The sequence below is a fragment of the Phyllobacterium brassicacearum genome (assembly GCF_003010955.1).
GTDB lineage: Bacteria > Pseudomonadota > Alphaproteobacteria > Rhizobiales > Rhizobiaceae > Phyllobacterium > Phyllobacterium brassicacearum.
The window spans coordinates 63155-81440 of the sequence record NZ_PGGO01000023.1 but is presented as its reverse complement, the minus strand read 5'-3'; the positions used below and the strand labels follow the sequence as shown (position 1 = coordinate 81440).

The 18286-nt window shown below is 56.9% G+C and carries 19 protein-coding genes and 1 pseudogene; 15 read left to right on the top strand and 5 right to left on the bottom strand.

What is annotated here, in order from left to right; all coding sequences use genetic code 11:
• From CU102_RS23425 to CU102_RS23380, 10 genes are all read left to right on the top strand, one after another.
• A partial coding sequence (locus CU102_RS23425) for an IS3 family transposase (protein WP_146146484.1) occupies window positions 1-232 on the top strand: 232 nt, incomplete at its 5' end.
• 123 nt (window positions 233-355) lie between these two features.
• Complete coding sequence (locus CU102_RS23420; protein WP_106713497.1) at window positions 356-595, top strand: type II toxin-antitoxin system VapB family antitoxin; 240 nt, start codon at window positions 356-358, stop codon at window positions 593-595.
• Entirely contained in the window at window positions 595-1023 is a 429-nt protein-coding gene (locus tag CU102_RS23415) for a type II toxin-antitoxin system VapC family toxin (protein ID WP_106713496.1), read from the top strand. The genes CU102_RS23420 and CU102_RS23415 overlap by 1 nt, the downstream gene beginning before the upstream one ends.
• A 170-nt stretch (window positions 1024-1193) precedes the next feature.
• The gene (gene dnaJ, locus CU102_RS23410; RefSeq protein WP_106713495.1) at window positions 1194-2321 is read left to right on the top strand and encodes a molecular chaperone DnaJ; all 1128 of its coding nucleotides are present in this window, start codon (window positions 1194-1196) and stop codon (window positions 2319-2321) included.
• Between the two features lie 84 nt (window positions 2322-2405).
• The gene (gene pmtA, locus CU102_RS23405) at window positions 2406-3002 is read left to right on the top strand and encodes a phospholipid N-methyltransferase PmtA (RefSeq protein WP_106713509.1); all 597 of its coding nucleotides are present in this window, start codon (window positions 2406-2408) and stop codon (window positions 3000-3002) included.
• Window positions 3003-3049: 47 nt separating this feature from the next.
• Window positions 3050-3634 (top strand): NADPH-dependent FMN reductase, encoded by a 585-nt coding sequence (locus CU102_RS23400; protein WP_106713494.1) that lies wholly within the window; start codon window positions 3050-3052, stop codon window positions 3632-3634.
• Window positions 3635-3787: 153 nt separating this feature from the next.
• Window positions 3788-4486, top strand: coding sequence for an orotidine-5'-phosphate decarboxylase (pyrF, locus tag CU102_RS23395; protein ID WP_106713493.1), 699 nt, complete (start codon window positions 3788-3790; stop codon window positions 4484-4486).
• 138 nt (window positions 4487-4624) lie between these two features.
• Window positions 4625-4912, top strand: a complete 288-nt coding sequence (locus CU102_RS23390; protein ID WP_106713492.1) for a DUF1330 domain-containing protein — start codon at window positions 4625-4627, stop codon at window positions 4910-4912.
• A gap of 185 nt (window positions 4913-5097) precedes the next feature.
• A complete protein-coding gene (locus CU102_RS23385) occupies window positions 5098-6375 on the top strand; it encodes a polyhydroxyalkanoate depolymerase (RefSeq protein ID WP_106713491.1) in 1278 nt (425 codons plus the stop codon).
• Window positions 6376-6710: 335 nt separating this feature from the next.
• Window positions 6711-7325 carry a transglutaminase-like cysteine peptidase gene (locus CU102_RS23380; protein ID WP_106713490.1) on the top strand — a complete coding sequence of 205 codons (615 nt, stop codon included), beginning with the start codon at window positions 6711-6713 and terminating at the stop codon, window positions 7323-7325.
• A 142-nt stretch (window positions 7326-7467) separates the two neighbouring features.
• On the opposite strand, the pseudogene CU102_RS30530 reads toward CU102_RS23380, so the two are convergent.
• The 5 genes and pseudogenes from CU102_RS30530 to CU102_RS23355 all read right to left on the bottom strand — a co-directional run.
• Window positions 7468-7693: pseudogene (locus CU102_RS30530) on the bottom strand (magnesium chelatase domain-containing protein); the annotation flags it as partial.
• 250 nt (window positions 7694-7943) lie between these two features.
• Complete coding sequence (gshB, locus tag CU102_RS23370; RefSeq protein ID WP_106713489.1) at window positions 7944-8885, bottom strand: glutathione synthase; 942 nt, start codon at window positions 8883-8885, stop codon at window positions 7944-7946.
• 98 nt (window positions 8886-8983) lie between these two features.
• A complete protein-coding gene (locus CU102_RS23365) occupies window positions 8984-9289 on the bottom strand; it encodes a septal ring lytic transglycosylase RlpA family protein (protein WP_245425493.1) in 306 nt (101 codons plus the stop codon).
• Between the two features lie 483 nt (window positions 9290-9772).
• Window positions 9773-10963 (bottom strand): mannonate dehydratase, encoded by a 1191-nt coding sequence (gene uxuA / locus CU102_RS23360; RefSeq protein ID WP_106713487.1) that lies wholly within the window; start codon window positions 10961-10963, stop codon window positions 9773-9775.
• 28 nt (window positions 10964-10991) lie between these two features.
• A complete protein-coding gene (locus tag CU102_RS23355) occupies window positions 10992-11768 on the bottom strand; it encodes a GntR family transcriptional regulator (protein WP_106713508.1) in 777 nt (258 codons plus the stop codon).
• A gap of 253 nt (window positions 11769-12021) precedes the next feature.
• On the opposite strand from CU102_RS23355, the gene uxaC reads away from it, so the two are divergent.
• The 5 genes from uxaC (at window position 12022) to CU102_RS23330 (ending at window position 18286) form a co-directional block, all read left to right on the top strand.
• Window positions 12022-13419, top strand: a complete 1398-nt coding sequence (gene uxaC / locus CU102_RS23350; RefSeq protein ID WP_106713486.1) for a glucuronate isomerase — start codon at window positions 12022-12024, stop codon at window positions 13417-13419.
• A 28-nt stretch (window positions 13420-13447) separates the two neighbouring features.
• Window positions 13448-14935: a mannitol dehydrogenase family protein gene (locus tag CU102_RS23345; RefSeq protein ID WP_106713485.1), complete on the top strand. Its 1488-nt coding sequence runs from the start codon at window positions 13448-13450 to the stop codon at window positions 14933-14935.
• Between the two features lie 125 nt (window positions 14936-15060).
• Window positions 15061-16239 carry an ABC transporter substrate-binding protein gene (locus CU102_RS23340; protein WP_106713507.1) on the top strand — a complete coding sequence of 393 codons (1179 nt, stop codon included), beginning with the start codon at window positions 15061-15063 and terminating at the stop codon, window positions 16237-16239.
• A 65-nt stretch (window positions 16240-16304) separates the two neighbouring features.
• Window positions 16305-17372 carry an ABC transporter ATP-binding protein gene (locus CU102_RS23335; protein WP_106713484.1) on the top strand — a complete coding sequence of 356 codons (1068 nt, stop codon included), beginning with the start codon at window positions 16305-16307 and terminating at the stop codon, window positions 17370-17372.
• Window positions 17373-17377: 5 nt separating this feature from the next.
• Window positions 17378-18286 (top strand): ABC transporter permease, encoded by a 909-nt coding sequence (locus CU102_RS23330; protein ID WP_106713483.1) that lies wholly within the window; start codon window positions 17378-17380, stop codon window positions 18284-18286.

Here is an 18286-nt window from a genome sequence, read left to right as displayed (position 1 = left end):
TGGCATCCCCCAGAGCATGTCACGCAAAGGCAACTGCCTCGACAACGCGGCGATGGAAAGCTTCTTCGCCACCCTCAAATCCGAGCTCTTCTATCCCAATCGCTTCGAAAGCATCCAAAGCCTGAAGGAGGGCATCGACGACTACATCCACTACTACAATCATCAGCGCATCAAGCTGAAGCTAAAAGGACTGAGCCCTGTGCAATACAGAGCTCAGTCCTTATTATCATAGCCAATCAACCGTCCAACTTTACGGGGTCAGTTCATTTTGCCGGGCTTTTTATTTTGGCGTTTACCGGCATTGTCATCGCGTGTTGACAGTATTATATGTACGTCTACACGCAGGAGGCGCGCAATGCCACTTAACATACGCAGTGAACAGGTGAACGAACTCGCAGAAAAGCTGGCGGCTCGTACGAACCTGAACAAGACAGAGGCGGTCAAACTCGCTCTGATGAATGAGCTGCGCCGCGCCGATGAGGCCGTACCGCTTTGGGAACGTCTGAAACCACTCCGTGAAAAGATAGCTGCCTACCCGGACAGCGGACTCGCAGCCGACAAGGCTTTCTTCGATGAACTCAGTGGTGATTATTGATGTTCATTGATGCGTCGGCGATCATAGCCATCCTGACGGGTGAGCCAGAGGCCGAGAAACTTGCGGCAGCGCTCGATAACGCAGGTGAGCGGCGATTGATCACCTCTGTCATTGCCACATGGGAAGCGACGGTCGGTCTGTTTCGGAAGAAGCGCATTCCAATGGCTGAAGCTGAAGCCCGTGTGCGGGAGTTCCTTGAGATGGCACAAGTCGATGTCTTGTCCGTGGAGAGCGAAGAGTTAACATCGGCACTGCAGGCATTCGATCGTTACGGACGCCACCGCTACCCCGATATCGAGCGAAACAGTGCGCTCAATCTTGCCGACTGCTTTCACTATGCAGCAGCGAAATCCTATCGAGCGCCAATTCTGACCAAGGACGCGGGGTTCGCGCTAACAGATCTTGAGACAATTGGTGTCAGAAACTGATGGGAAATCGTGGAAGACTTGCCACATTATCGCAATAATGCGCAAATATGCGCCATTTTAGGCGAATCAATGTAAGTTGACTATGGCATTCATGGCGACGAACACCTAAATACCGCCTTTAAAAGGGCTTCTGAAGAAGCACATGCGATTTTCATGGAACGAGTGTCTGGATGAAGGCTGACTATTACGAAACCCTCGGCGTAGCGAGAAGCGCTGATGAGAAAGAGCTCAAAAGCGCTTTCCGTAAACTGGCGATGCAATTTCACCCCGACAAGAATCCGGGCGACGCCGGCGCCGAACACAGATTCAAGGAAATCGGCGAGGCCTATGAGACACTGAAAGACCCGCAGAAACGCGCTGCCTATGACCGGTTCGGTCACGCTGCCTTTGAGAACGGCGGCATGAATGGCGGTGGCGGATTCAGCGGGGCCGGTGGTTTTGCTGATATATTCGAAGACATTTTCGGCGAGATGATGGGTGGCGGGCGCCAGCGCCGGTCCGGTGGACGCGAGCGTGGTGCCGACCTGCGCTACAACATGGAAATCACTCTGGAAGAGGCCTATACCGGCAAGACGGCGCAAATCAGGGTTCCGACCTCGATCACCTGCGACGAGTGCTCAGGTAGCGGCGCCAAGATCGGCACGCAGCCCGTCACCTGTAACATGTGCAGCGGCTCAGGGCGCGTGCGCGCGGCCCAGGGGTTCTTCTCGATCGAACGCACCTGCCCGACCTGCCACGGCCGCGGTCAGATCATCAAGGATCCTTGCTCGAAGTGCAGCGGCCAAGGGCGGACCACCGAGGAGCGCGCGCTTTCGGTCAATATTCCAGCCGGCATTGAAGATGGTACGCGCATCCGTTTGACCGGTGAAGGCGAGGCCGGTTTGCGTGGAGGTCCATCCGGCGATCTCTATATATTCCTGTCGCTGAAGCCGCATGAATTCTTCCAGCGCGATGGTGCGGATCTTTATTGCAAGGTTCCGATATCGATGACGACAGCCGCGCTGGGCGGACAGTTTGAAGTGGCGACACTCGACGGCACGCAGACACGGGTCAAGATCCCCGACGGTACCCAGAACGCCAAGCAGTTCCGTCTGAAGGGCAAGGGCATGCCGGTGCTGCGCCAGCCGGCGATGGGCGACCTCTATATCCAGATTGCGATCGAGACGCCGCAGAACCTCAACAAGCGCCAGCGCGAGCTGCTTGAGGAATTCGAGCGGATGTCTTCCCAGGATAACAGCCCGCAATCGTCAGGTTTCTTTGCCCGTATGAAGGACTTCTTCGAAGGGCTAAGCGAGTAATTTTATTGATGCTTTCGGTACAGGCGGCCTTGCTTCCGCCACGAGTTGCGTCATAAACTTGTCTGGCTGCGACGGAGGATGAGCATGTCACGACCCTTGGGAAAGAAACTGGCCGAAAAGTTCGGCGAGGAAATCCGTTTCTTCAAGGGATGGATGCACGGCCCGAAGGCTGTCGGCTCAATCCTGCCTACAAGTTCCATAACAGCACGCCGCATGGCCAGCATCGTCAATCCGCATTCCGGCCTTCCCGTACTTGAGCTTGGACCGGGTACGGGCGTCATTACCCGCGCAATCCTCAATCGCGGCGTCGCGCCCTCCGATCTCTACAGTGTCGAATACTCGCCTGATTTTGCGGAACATTTGCGCGAAGATTTCCCGGGCGTGAATATCATCGAAGGCGATGCGTTCGATCTGGACGCGACGCTCGGTGACAAGCGGGACCAGAAGTTCGATAGTGTCGTCTCCGCGGTTCCGCTCCTGAATTTTCCCGTTGGAGATCGCGTCAAGATCATCGAGGATCTGCTGAGGCGCATTCCACACGGCCGTCCCATCGTTCAGATCACCTATGGGCCGATGTCGCCCGTTCCGGCCGGGCGGGGCAACTACAAGATCGAGCATCTTGATTTCATCATCCGGAACGTTCCACCGGCCCGGCTCTGGGTCTACCGCCGGGTCGATTGAGTATCTTTCCCTTCGAACATTCCGAATTTCGCGCAAAAGGGAAATGAATGCTGCCAAAGATTCTCGTATTTGCTGGCTCCAATCGTACCGGAGCCTATAGCGGGCGGGTGGCCAGTGTGGCTGCGACGACCCTGGCCGGACTCGGCGCTGAGGTTACACGAATTGCACTGGTCGACTATCCGCTGCCGATCATGGATCAGGACCTGGAAAATGAATTAGGTATTCCCGAAAACGCCATGAAGCTGGGGCGGCTGTTTGCTGCTCATACCGGTATCCTCATCGCATCGCCCGAGTACAATTCGTCCATCCCGCCGCTTCTGAAAAATACGATCGATTGGGTCAGTCGCATATCGAAGGACGGTGAAAAGCCGTTCAAGCCTTATGCAGGCAAGATCGTAGCGCTCTGTTCTTCGTCCGAAGGCAATTTCGGAGGCGCCCGTGGCCTTTATCATCTGCGCTCCGTAATGATGAATGTCGGTACCCAGATCATCACCGAGCAATGTTCGGTGATCCACGCGCATCAGGCATTCGCCGAGGATGGCTCGTTTCGCGATGAGCACGCCGCCAGGTCGATGCAGCGGGTTTGCCAGTCTCTGATTGACCACGCCAGAATGTCGATGCTGCGCAGCTGATAGTGCAATTCCAGGAAAAGTGAGAACCGGTTTTACCAATCGGAGTTGCGTCAAGACAAAGAGATGGATTTCTGCATCCGGCAGCGATTGGATGTTTCCTAACGGGCCCTTCTGTGCGATTGGGAAGTGATCAACAGAAAAGGGTGGTTTGTCATGACGGATGCGGCTTTGCGCGAACGCCTGATCGTCGGCCTCGACGTGCCGACACTGACAATCGCCGAGCAGGTTGTCAGCGAGCTCGGCGATACGGTGTCGTTCTACAAGATTGGCTATCAACTGGCATTCGCCGGTGGCCTTGGCTTTGCCAGCGAGCTTGTAGGTTCGGGCAAGAAGGTCTTCCTCGATATGAAGCTGCTCGACATCGACAATACGGTCGCCAAGGGCGTCGAGAACATCGTCAAGATGGGCGTGTCCATGCTAACCCTGCATGCATATCCCAAAGCCATGAGGGCCGGGGTGGCGGCGGCCAAGGGGTCCGATCTTTGCCTGCTCGGTGTGACGGTCCTGACATCGATGGACCAGCAGGACATGATTGACGCCGGGTACGAGCATGACCCCCACACGCTGGTCCTGACCCGGTCCGAGCAGGCCCTCCAGGCGGGCATGGGCGGAATTGTTTGCGCGGCGACGGAAGCAGCTGCCGTCCGCAAGATCGTCGGTCCTGACCTCGCTATCGTGACACCCGGCATTCGCCCCGCCGGTTCTGATCATGGCGACCAGAAGCGCGTCATGATCCCGGCCGATGCTCTGCGTGCCGGCGCGAGCCATCTGGTTGTAGGGCGGCCAATTGTCGGAGCTCATGACCGGAAGGCTTCCGCCAAGGCGATCCTTGCCGAAATGGCGAACGTCTGATGCGGAGGATGATACAAGGTTTGTACCGTTCTTGACAAAAACCGTACAAAGATCATTGAAACACGGACAAGAATTCGCCGAAATGGTCCAAGATTTCAACTAGGTCGGGTAGTTTGGTTGTGAAAGGTAGAAAATAACATGGCCAAGGGATATTGGATTGCGCGCGTCGACGTCAGGGATGCGGAACGTTACAAGGATTACATATCAACGGCCAAGCCCGCCTTCGAGAAGTACGGTGCCAACTTTCTCGCGCGAGGTGGTTCGTACCATGTGTTGGAAGGCCAGGCACGGGGCCGCAACATCGTCATCGAGTTTCCATCACTCCAGGCCGCGGTCGATTGCTACAATTCACCGGAGTATCAGGCAGCAAAAGCTATCCGCATCACTGTTGCAGACGCTGAAATGCTGGTTGTCGAAGGCGTCTGATCACCGATACTGATCACTACTGCACCATACAACTAAAGATTGTGAACAAGTTTCTGTTCACTTATCCTTTTGTTGCATTGCAATATCTCCGAAACCGGCTACGGTCACTGACCAATCAAGAATATTTTCACCTGTAAGGGTGATGGTCCTTGGATTGTCGTTGTGTTGATCGATCGGAAAATGGAATGTTCTACCAGCTTTATGAACTCAACCATGCCGCGCTCCAGCCCTATCGGGCCTTCGCCGACGCCACCAAGCTGTTTTACGATAACCCGTTGAATCCATTATCTCAAACGGTCGTCGGCCGTTCCATTACCGCCATGTGTGAACTGTTCGAACGTACCACGCGCGCCTATGGCAAGCCGGTGTTCGGACTGCCGACAACCTTGGTTGACGGCGTTGAAACCGATGTCCGTGAGAAGATCGTCTGGTCGAAACCCTTCTGCAACGTCATTCATTTCAAGCGTTCGCTGTCAGCGAAACGACCGGCCGATCCAAAGATTCTCGTGGTTGCCCCAATGTCCGGCCATTACGCAACGTTGTTGCGTGGTACCGTCGAGGCATTGCTGCCTCACGCAGAAGTTTACATTACCGACTGGGTCGACGCGCGCACTGTGCCGCTGAGCGACGGCAATTTCGACCTCGATGACTACATCGATTATGTCATTGAAATGTTTCATGCATTGGGCGAAGACACCCATGTCGTCGCCGTCTGCCAGCCGTCCGTTCCCGTGCTTGCCGCCGTTTCCGTCATGGAGGCAAACGGCGATCGCTTGGCGCCCTCAAGCATGACGCTTATGGGCGGGCCGATCGATACCCGCAAGAACCCGACCGCCGTCAACAAGCTGGCTGAAGAAAAGGGGATCGCCTGGTTCCGCGACAATGTCATCATGTCGGTTCCATGGCCGCATGCTGGTTTCATGCGGGATGTTTATCCCGGCTTCCTGCAGCTTTCCGGGTTCATGAGCATGAACCTCGATCGCCACATCACTGCGCACAAGGAATTCTTCATGCACCTTGTGAAGGAAGACGGTGACTCCGCCGACAAGCACCGGGAATTCTACGATGAATACCTTGCCGTGATGGATCTGACTGCGGAATTCTACCTGCAGACGGTCGATACTGTATTTGTTCGTCAGGCGCTGCCCAAGGGTGAAATGACCCATCGTGGCGTACCTGTCGACCCCACCGCGATCCGCAATGTCGCGCTCCTGACCGTTGAAGGCGAGAACGATGACATCTCCGGCGTCGGTCAGACCAAGGCGGCCCAGACGCTTTGCGTCAACATTCCGAACGACATGCGTATGCATTACCTTCAGCCGAAGGTTGGCCATTATGGGGTGTTCAACGGTTCGCGTTTCCGTTCGGAAATTGCGCCGCGTATCGTCCAGTTTGTGAACGATCACGCACAGGTGAACCGCAACAGCAATGTCACGCCGATCGCAAGGCGCGCACAAGGCTAACCCGTTCGAAGTAGGCGGGTTAACGGGTCGCGCGATTTCGCGTCCGACCACGTTGCGGACGATACCTCAGGCCGAAACGTTTCCAAGAAATAAGTCCAATCAATGACTTACACATGCTCTGACGGAGTATGCAGCCGCTGCTGTTCTCACATTTTGGTACAGCCTTCTCCCCTGAACCGGAAGCTTTGAACGCTCAATAATATTGGCAAATGCGAAATTTCTAATTTTAACCATATATTAACAATGGCGGGACCGTGGCGCCATTGTGATTGACTCATGTCCCCTCCCGCCATTAACGTTTTGTTAACGATGGTTGATCGGGTTTGGAGTGGGGCATGTTCGGAATGGCAAGGGTTGTGAAGTCCATGGGGTTTGCCATGACAGTTTTCGTGGCATCACTTGGCGCAAACTCCGCCCTCGCCTCCGAGGCATTCATGACCACAGGCGGCCTGACGTCACAGCCCATCGGCCATTACGAATTCTGCAAGCGCCAGCCGAATGAATGCTCGATTCGCAGCCGCAATGTCATGCCGGAAAAGATGAATCATGATTTCTGGCAGCTGATCGTCAACGTCAACAGCAATGACAATCAGCAGGTCAAGCCGTTGACCGACATGGAAATCTATGGCGCTGAAGAGTACTGGTCCTATCCGGACAAGGTTGGCGATTGCGAGGATTATGTCCTTTTGAAGCGCCGTGACCTGATGAAGGCTGGCATATCACCAGCAAATCTTCTGATTACCGTTGTTCGCAAGCCAGATGGCGAGGGCCACGCGGTTCTGACCGTGCGCAGCGACAAAGGCGACTTCATCCTCGATAATCTTGTCGATGGCGTGAAAAACTGGTCGGAGACCGAATACACCTATCTCAAGCGCCAGGCGACCAACAATGCCGGTCGCTGGGTCAGCATCGAAGCACCCACCAATATTCTGGTCGGTGCGGTTCAGTGAGCAACCTCCGCGGTCGAGCTATGCCGATCGAGGATCCGGCGTAGCTCGACCGTGGTATTCAAGCCGCCTCATTGATGGTGTCAGCTGCCATGCGATAGGAGATCGACTCGGCCAGGTGGATCCGATCGACAGTCTCCTGTCCATCGATATCGGAGCCCGCCCAGGCAGGTTCGGGACTACACGAGGCTGGACATCAGCCCTTTCTCTTGTCGGTTGGCGGTATCACCGCAGGCAAGTCTCCAGCGACATGGGTGATGGTGCCATCAAGGGAAAGCTCACCGAGCACCACATATGACTGCAGCGCATCGGGGCATTGCGCCGAGCCTGGCCATGAGTCCAACTGCAATGGGGAGATCATAGTGGCTGCTATTGACCTATTGAAGTATCTGCATCCAAAACCAGACCAGGGGTGCGGCAGTGCCATAGAGAAGGGCGATCTCACCTGTACATCGAAAGGCTGCGCTTCAATTCCCTGGAAGGCGACCGTGCGGACGCGGGTGACCATAGAATGTTCCTTGAAAATACGAACGTTGAGAATGAATAAATGCCAATGACACTACATCAGAACAGTTCACGCCGTATGACAAGAACATTAAGCGAACAAATTGAAAAGGAAGTTCAGCCCCGCTTGGCTTCCACTGCATCCCAGAACAGAGGGGCGATATCAGCGCCACCGAAGCGCTTCACTTCGCGGATCCCCGTCGGTGATGTGACATTGATTTCCGTCATATAGTCGCCGATCACATCAATGCCAACCAGAATGAAGCCGCGCTCGCGCAGCGCCGGCCCGATACGGGCGCAAATCTCGCGTTCGCGGATAGTGAGTTCGGTCTTCTCGGCCCGCCCTCCCACATGCATGTTCGAGCGGGCATCGGTTTCCGACGGAACGCGGTTGATCGCGCCGACCGGTTCGCCATCGATCAGGATAATGCGCTTGTCCCCAGCGCGCACGTCCTTCAGGTAGCGCTGGGCGATGAACGGTTCGCGGAACATCTGGCCGAACATCTCCAGGAGTGATGTCAAGTTGCGATCGCCGTCGGCCAGATGGAACACGCCGGCGCCGCCATTGCCGTAGAGCGGCTTGAGAATGATGTCGCCAAATTCCTTGCGGAACGCGGCGATCTCCTGCGGGTCCTTGGAGATAAGCGTTTCCGGCATAAGGTCCGGGAACTCGGTGACGAAAATCTTCTCGGGGCTGTTGCGCACCCAAGCAGGATTATTGACGACCAATGTCTTTGGATGAATGCGTTCCAGAATATGGGTGGTCGTAATGTAATTCATGTCGAAAGGCGGATCCTGGCGCAAAAGCACCACATCCATTTCCGACAGGTCGCGCGAAATCGGCTCACCGAGCGTAAAATGATCGCTTTCTATATCGCGGACGCTGAGTTCTTCCACGCGGGCGGAAACCACACCGTCCCGCATGCTGAGCCGGTCGGGAGTGTAATGATAAAGGCTGTGGCCGCGCTTCTGCGCCTCCAGGCAAAGCGCAAAGGTGGTATCGCCGCCGATCCGGATCGAATTGATATGGTCCATCTGGACCGCGACTTTCAGTGCCATGGAACGTTCCCCGAATTGATTAGGAATGCTCACATGGCGATGTCACGTTCAGGGATCAAGGTCAATGCCGCATAGGCATCAACGTCATGCTGAAAGGATTAGACGCGGGCCATGCAGATGTTGGTGTGACCAGCACCGACGAAGCCAAGGCGATTTGCTGCGCCTTTGGAAAGATCGATAACGCGGCCTTTGATGAATGGCCCGCGATCATTGATACGCACGACGATTGACTTGCCATTGCGCTGGTTGGTGACCTTGACCTTGGAGCCGAAAGGCAATGTGCGATGGGCTGCTGTGAGAGCGGAAGGGTTCATTCTTTCGCCGGAAGCCGTCTTTGAGTGCAGGGCATACCAGGAAGCACCGCCACAGGCTGAACCAGCATTTGCTGATCCTGCTCCAAACATCAGAACGAGAATGGATGCAGAGAGTACCGTACGGATACTTGCAAGAGAAACCATATTGAAGTTCGCACTTTTCGAGAGCCCTTGGCAGAACTGCCAGACTGAAGACGCACGCATTTAATTGATCTTGGGCAAGTAGATCGTAGCGTGGGCGAGTAGCCTCTTCTATTTTGGAGAAATGTGGCCTTGAGGTGTCCCGACTTGGAACCACAGCCGAGATCAATTGGCAAGATGAGCCAAGTTACTCAAAAAACTTGTCTTAATATGATTCAAAACGTGATCGGAGATGCTTCGCAAGCCGGTGGATATGCATTACTCCGACACGAAATATGGCCACAATGTGGTCAATACTCACCGAATTATTAAGAGGCCTGGAGCTGCACCCGCAGATTGGCCCCGACATAGTTAATTTGGGTTAATACTTTAGATGTAGAAAACCCCGGCTCAGGGCAGCCAGGGTCTCAACTTCAGAAAAAGTGATCGCGTTTATGCCAGCGCGCTGGCGTCCAGGGCGTGGATGATGCCACGGAGTTCTGCCAGGCCGCGTAACCGGCCGATCGCCGGATAGCCGGGAGTGACTTCCTTGTTCAGGTCGTCCAGCATGCGGTGGCCGTGATCAGAGCGGAATATGATGCTGTTTGTCTTATTACGTTTGCGGTCTTCAGCAAGCAGTTCGCGCAATACCGCCACCATGTCGACGTCACCTTCCAGATGCGCCGCTTCGTGAAAGCTTCGGCCATCTCCCTCACGCGTCGTTGCGCGCAAATGGGCAAAGTGGATACGCGCAGCGAAGCGCTGGGCAATCTTCGGCAGGTCGTTGTCGGCGCGCACGCCAAGGCTGCCCGTGCAGAAGCACATCCCATTGGCCGGCGAGGGTACGGCATCGAAGAGTGCCGCATAATCGGCCTCCGTCGATGCAATCCGCGGCAGACCGAACAGTGAGCGTGGTGGGTCGTCCGGGTGGAGGGTCAGCTTGACGCCGAGATCATCGGCAACGGGGGTCACAGCTTGAAGAAATTCGACCAGATGCTGGCGCAGCCGCTTCGCGTCGATCCCCGAATAAGCTTCGAGCTTGTCGCGAAATGCCGGGATGGTCAGCGGTTCCGTAGTCGAGCCGGGCAGGGCGCTCGCAATGTTGCGGGTGAGATCCGCGATTTCCTGCGCCCCCATGGTGGCATAGAGATCGCTGGCGATTTCTCGGTCGGCCTCCGAATAATCGTTCTCCGCGCCCTTTCGCTGCAGGATGTGCAGATCGAATACCGCGAAGGTGTTGTGGTCGAAGCGCATAGCCGTCGCGCCCGTTGGCGTGACGTAGTCGAGCTCGGTGCGGCACCAGTCGACGACCGGCATGAAGTTGTAGCAGATGACTTTTATGTCGCTCGCCGCAACAGCTTCCATGCTGGCTATCCATGCGGCGATTTCGTGTTTCGCGGCTCCGCCAAGGCGTTTTACCGCGTCAGGTATGGGAATGCTCTCGACGACGGACCATGTCAGTGGCATCCGTCCGGCTGGCGTCGATTCGATCAGCGACTTGCGTTCATGCACCTCGGACGTCGTCCATGCCCGACCGATGGGGACCTCGTGCAGGGCCGAGACGATATCGGTCGCTCCGGCCTGGCGAACATTGTCGAGTGACACCCCTGCTTTCGGGCCAAACCATCGCCATGCCTGATGCATTCATTTCTCCGTAATTGTTCCGCCAGCCTCAGACAAAGGACTTGGGATGGCTCTTTCTCAGTTCATCGATGTCGGGAATGACGGCGTTCAGGTGCTGTTTCATGGCCGCACAGGCGGCTGGCACGTCATGGGTTTCAATGGCGTTGCGAATGATCCTGTGCTCGGACAGCACATGTTCCATGCGGCCGAGCGCTGGCAACGTCATGCGGCGCGCCCGGTCAATCTGCACTTTCACCGGTTTCAGATAGTTCCATATGCCGGGATGTCCGGAAATGACTGCAATCGCTTCGTGAAAGGCCTCATCGGCCTCATGGAAGGCGCTCATGTTTTGCCGGTCAGCGAAGAATTGCTGGCGGGCCAGGATTTCATCCAGCCGCTCAATGTCCTTTACCGTCGCCTTGGCCGCGGCGCGCTCGACCGTCGCGCCTTCGAGTGCCTGGCGAATGACGACCGCCTCCGGAATCAGCGCAACCGGAATACGGGCGACAAAGGTGCCTGATTGCGGGAAGACATCGACAAGGCCGTCTTCGACGAGACGGATCAGTGCCTCCCGCACCGGTGTGCGGCTGACGCCAAACCGTTCTGTCAGGACCTTTTCGTTGAGCGGGGTGCCTGGCGTCATTTCCATGGCCACGATGGCAGCATGCAGTTCCCGGTAGATCGCCGTAGCCGTTGTCACGCGTGCCACAGAAGCACCGCGGGATCCAGGCACAGCAGAGCGGGCGGCGCTTTGAGGGCCGGAAACCTGTGCTTCGGGCGATGCATCAGCCGCCAAACTCTTTTCTCCCCGGTTCTGTGCTGTCATTGCAGCGCTCCATTTCTCATATTGGACCATGTCATTCTGAATGAGAGAATTCTGTTCCAATTCATAGTCCAAAGCCCGCGGGGTGCGATGATTTTCGACCACACCGATACGCAGTTGACATACTAATATATTATTATTTACTCTTCGCCAAGATCATCGATGCCTAATGTTCAAGGATGGCACAGTGCGTGCCCAAAGATTTTGCTTCGAGCACGGACAGAGCAGCGATCACTGACGCAGCAAGGACGCATAAATGGCGCTTCATCCCGACCGACTCTTTCCCATCGAAGCCGATGCACGCGGGATTGCACGCCGGCTATTCAGCGCCGTTGAACGCCTGCCGATCGTCTCGCCACACGGCCACACCGATCCTTGGTGGTACGCCAATGATGAGGCATTTCCAGATCCTGCCAGCCTGTTCGTGAAGCCTGATCATTATATTTTCCGGATGCTCTACTCCCAAGGCGTGAAGCTGGAGGATCTGGGCGTACCGCGCAGCGATGACGGGGCGGTTGAGACGGATGGGCGGAAGATCTGGCGGCTCTTTGCCAGCCATTGGTACCTGTTCCGGGGTGCCCCTTCCCGCTTGTGGTTCGAGCACGCGCTGGAAACCGTCTTTGGCATCGAGGAGCGGCTGACAGAAAAGAATGCAGACGCCATCTACGACCGGATTGCGGAGCGGCTTACGGATCCCTCGATGCGGCCTCGCGCCCTTTACAAACAATTCGGTATTGAAGTTATTTCGACGACCGACGCGGCAACGGATGATCTGGCCGCGCATGATGCGATTCTGAAATCCGGGTGGAGCGGGCGCGTTGTTCCCGCTTACCGGCCCGATGCCGTGGTGGATGCATCGCGTGCGGACTTCCGTGCCAATGTTGAGGACTTTGTTGCTCTCGCAGGCACTGGGCTAGACTATCAGGGCTATCTCGAGGCGCATCGTGTGCGGCGTGCCTATTTCAAAGCGCGAGGCGCGACCTCAAGCGATCATGGCCATCCGAATGCGCGCACCGCAAATCTGTCCGCCTCCGAGGCGGCGACGTTGTTCGATCGCGTGTTGAAGGGCGCTTCCCCGGAAGAGGCGGACCTGTTCCGAGCACAAATGCTGACGGAAATGGCACGTATGAGCATTGAGGATGGTCTGGTCATGCAGATCCATCCAGGCTCCTTCCGCAATCACAATCCCGGCCTTTTTGACCGGTTTGGGACGGACAAGGGCGCTGATATCCCGCGTGCTACGCGTTATGTGGAAGAGCTGAAACCTTTGCTCGACGCCTTCGGCAACGAGCCGCGATTGACGCTTATCCTCTTCACCCTTGATGAGACTGCCTATAGCCGCGAATTGGCGCCCCTGGCGGGGCACTATCCGGCCCTGCGTCTTGGTCCTGCCTGGTGGTTCCACGACAGTCCTGAGGGGATGCGCCGCTTCCGCGAACTGACGACTGAGACGGCCGGGTTCTATAATACGGTGGGGTTCAACGACGATACACGCGCTTACCTTTCGATTCCGGCACGTCATGACATGGCAAGGCGTGTCGACTGCGCATTTCTGGCGCGGCTCGTTGCGGACCACCGGCTGGATGAGGATGAGGCGCTTGAAATTGCACACGATCTTGCCTATCGGCTGGCAAAGGAAGCCTACAGACTTTGAAACCGGGAATGACACTGCGGGCACCAAAATGACTTTAAACGAGCAGAACCGCCTTTCTGAAGGGACACTTCAACGTCTGCCAAAGCAGGTTGAACAGCCGAAATACGATCGAACTCAGGTCCGAGTTGGTATCGTGCATCTGGGTATCGGTGCCTTTCATCGCGCTCATCAGGCGGTCTACACAGATAGCATCCTGGCCGGCGGCGAAAACAGCTGGGGGATACTGGGAGTATCCTTGCGTAGCAGTGACACGCGCGACGCCTTGGAGCCGCAGGACGGCCTCTACACCGTGGCGACGCGGGACGGCGGAGGTGATAGCTTTCACGTGATCGGCAGCATAGGCAAGGTCCTCGTGGCACCGGAGGATCCGCAGGCCGTGCTGAATGCCATGGTCGATCCGGAAGTGAGAATCGTGTCGCTGACGGTTACCGAGAAGGGCTATTGCTATTCCCCGGCGTCGGCTTCGTTGGATGAAAATCATGCCGATATTGTCCATGATCTCGCGCATCCCGCATCGCCGCGCTCGGCCATCGGCTTTATCGTCGAGGCGCTCGTCCGTCGCCGCGCCAATGGAACAGATCCCTTTACGTTGCTGTCCTGCGACAACCTTCCTGCCAATGGCGAAACCTTGAAACGCGTTGTCACCCGCTTCGCCGAGCTGCGCGATGCCGATCTTGGTCACTATATCCGGGATAAGGCTGCCTTTCCTTCGACCATGGTCGACCGCATCGTTCCAGCGACGACGGATGCAGATCGAGCCACAGTGACCGAAGCCACGGGACTGGCCGACGCGTGGCCAATCATGACCGAGCCGTTCACGCAGTGGGTGGTGGAAGATCATTTTCCGTCGGGTCGCCCAGCTTGGGAAAGCGTAGGTGTGACGTTCGTTGCGGATGTCGACGCCTTTGAACTGATGAAACTCCGGCTGCTCAACGGCAGCCATTCGACGCTTGCCTATCTCGGCTATCTTTCAGGTCATGAAACTGTTTCGGACGTGATGAAGGCGGGCGGGTTCAGTGCGCTCATCGCAGCAATGATGGACAAGGAAATCACACCGACTCTGCCACCGTTGCCAGGCTTTGACCTCGGTACATACAAGGCAGAATTGCGCGAGCGCTTCCGCAATTCGGCCCTGCGGCACCGCACATGGCAGATTGCCATGGACGGCTCACAGAAACTGCCGCAGCGCCTGTTGAACACCATTCGCAAGCGTCTGGAGCAGGAGCAGCCGTTTGATCGTCTCGCTCTCGGCGTCGCCGGCTGGATGCGCTACGCGACGGGCGTTGACGAGAATGGCAGGCCGATCGACGTGCGCGATCCGCTCGCCAATGAAATCAGGCAGCGCACAGCAGGGAAGGCGGCTTCAGGCGAGCTGCTCGAAGCCTATCTCGGCCTTGATCAGATCTTTGGTCAGGATCTGCCAACGAACAATACGTTCCGGCGGAGCGTGGGTGACGCTCTCGAGATGCTCTTGAGGGAGGGTGCTGCGCGCGCTGTCGTACAGCTGGGGTCGTGACGGCGAAAGCCCTTGCTATCTCGATCTGATAGATTAATATATCAACTCTCGACAAGTTGGCCGGACAGGGAACCCGGTCATGCCTGAAAACGGGGACGTTGGGATTCAACAGGGAGGAAATCATGATCCGCATAACACGCAGACAAGCAATCGGCGGCCTGGCGGCGGTCACCGCGCTACCGGCGACCCGTCTCTTCGCTCAATCTAAACTGGCGTTGCCAACCTCGCCCGTCGCGCTGAATGTTGCTGACGTCGCCGGCAACCTTGCCCTGACGCAAACGGCCCTTGAAAATTACGCCAAAGCCAAGCCTGAACTTGTTTCCAAGATCACGTTCACCAAGGCTCCTGCCCCCGAACTGCCAGGCAAGTTGAAGGCCCAGCAGGCCGCCAACAGGCTCGATATCGATCTGGTATTGACCGGAACCGATGCACTTTCCGCGGGCCTCGAGCAGGACCTCTGGGTGAAGCTGCTGCCCGACCATTCCGCTTCCCTGCCCGACCTCGCTTCGATCTACCTCGAACCGGCACATCGCATGCTGGCACTTGGCAAGGAACATGGCGTCGTCGTTACCTACTATCCTTCCGGTCCACTCCTCGAATACATGCCGGATCGCGTGAAGAAGGTGCCAACCACGGCCGAAGAGCTTCTCGCCTGGGCCAAGGAAAATCCCAACAAATTCCTCTATGCGCGCCCAGCCAATTCCGGCCCCGGCCGTACCTTCCTGATGGGGTTGCCCTATCTCCTCGGCGATAGCGATCCGCGTGATCCTGTGAAGGGATGGGACAAGACCTGGGCCTACCTCAAGGAACTGCACAAATATATCGAATACTACCCGACCGGCACGGGCGCTCTGATGAAGGAGCTTGGGGAAGGGACACGCGACATGACCGTCTCGACGACCGGTTGGGACATCAACCCGCGCGTTCTGGGCGTGGTTCCGAAGGAGGCAGCCGTCGCGCCGCTCAAAGGCTTCCATTGGGTTGCTGACGCGCATTATATGTGCGTGCCAAAAGGCATTGCCGATGAGAAGCTTGCCGTTCTTCTCGACCTGATGAGCTTCCTGCTCACGCCGGAGCAGCAGGCCTATACCTATGACAAGGGCTATTTCTATCCAGGTCCGGCAGTCAAGGATGTGCCGCTTTCCATGGCGCCGCAGGAAAGCCAGGACGCGATAGCCGAGTTCGGCCGCAAGGAATATGCCGACTGGATCGCCAACAACCCGGTGGAAATTCCGCTCGAACCATCGTCGATGGTTGTCGCATTCCGTCGCTGGGACGAAGAAGTCGCGGGCAAGAAGTCCTGATCGATCAATGCCTGAATTGGTGCTGTCCGGCCTGTCCGGATGGCACCCAGCCGTGAGGTTGCTGGATGCTGCTTGCGTCATCGCCATTCCGTGAAATCCGACTTGACCGCATGAGCCGCGCCTTCGGCTCCCATAATGCGTTGAAGGACGTTTCGCTCGTCATCCGCAAGGGCGAGTTCATCGCTCTTCTAGGCCCTTCCGGCTGTGGCAAGTCCACGGCGCTCAACTGTATTGCCGGATTGCTCGCGACGACGGGCGGCGGCATTTTCATCGACGACAAGCGTATAGACACGTTGAAGCCGGAAGATCGTGGCTTTGGCATGGTCTTCCAGAACTATGCGTTGTTCCCGCATATGACCGTGCGCCAGAACATCGGCTTTGGTCTAAAAATGCGAAAGGTACCAAAGGCGGACATGGAAAGGCGCGTCGAAGAAGCGCTGAACCTCGTCCGTCTGCAGGGTCAGGGACACAAACTACCCGGGCAGCTCTCTGGTGGTCAGCAACAACGCGTCGCCATCGCCCGTGCCATCGTGATCGAGCCGCCGCTGGTCCTCATGGATGAGCCGCTATCAAACCTCGACGCCAAGCTGCGGCTCGAGATGCGTGCCGAAATTCGCCGCATCCACAATCAATTGGGCGCAACAACTGTGTACGTCACCCACGATCAGGATGAAGCCCTTTCATTGGCCGATCGTGTCGTGGTGTTGCGTGACGGAGAGATCCGCCAGGTGGGTGAACCAAGCGATCTTTACGAGCGGCCCAATCATCTGGATGTGGCGGAATTCATGGGATACCGTAACCGGCTTATTGGCAAGGTCGTAGCGAAGAATGGCGAGCATACAAGTGTCGCCGTTGGTAATGCGACGTTGACAGGGACAGCGCGTGACAACCTGAAAATCGGTGACGAGGCCGTCATTGCGGCGCGGGCAGATGATGTTGTTGCAGGTACGCGTTCCAATGAAACCGTGGAAGCCGTAGTCGAAACAATTGAATATCGTGGCCGGGAATTCGTTGGCACCGCACGGACACCGGAAGGCCTCGAACTGGTCTTCCATGCCCCGCAAACCGCAGAACTTGGCAGCGCGATCTGGCTGTCCGTTGATCCGGCGCGTGCGCTGGCGTTTGCGGCGTAACGGCCATGGCGAGCCTTACCTCCTCCGATCCGCTGGACCACCCGATATCCCTGCGTCAGCGCCTGGCACTCCACGGCATAGACGGTGTCACGCTCCTGGTACTTCCGGCGGTGCTCTTCCTGTTGGCTGTCTTCATCTATCCATTCATCTATGGCCTGATCCTCTCGTTCACGCCGATGGAGGGTGGGACATTCGCCAATTACCAAAAATTCTTCTCGGATCCATTCCTCTACGACACCATACTCACCACGCTCTGGCTGGCTGTTCCGGTCACGATCATCAGCATCTTGATCGCCCTGCCGGTTGCGTTTCGCGTGCGCCTGATGAAGCATCAGCGGCTATTGACGACGATCCTGGTTCTGCCGGTCACGCTGGGCACTGTGCTTGTAGCCGAAGGACTGTTGAACTATCTCGGGCCGCAGGGCTGGTTCAGCCGCACGTTGATGTTGATCGGTTTGATAGACCGCCCGGTCAAGCTGACCAACAATTATTGGGGCGTCTTCTCCTCGCTCATCATCACGGGCTTCCCGTTCACGTTCCTGCTGACGCTCTCCTACGTGTCTGGTATCGATCCGGCGCTTGAGCAGGCGGCAGCGACGCACGGTGCCCGAAGCTGGCAACGCTTCCGCTATGTCATGCTGCCGTTGCTGGTTCCCGGCCTTGCCATCGCCTTTTGCCTGTCATTCGTGCAGGCGTTCGCCGTGTTCCCGTCGGCGATATTGCTTGGCGCGCCGGCTGGGCCAACGCGGGTCATTTCAATCGCGGCCTATCAGGCGGCATTCGAGCAATATGATTATTCGATGGCGTCGGCCATCGCGATGATCATGGCAGTGGTCCAGCTGCTCATCGTGGTGGCGGTTCTCGCCATACGCAACATGTTCTATCGCGGCTCCACTGCTGGCGGAAAGGGCTGA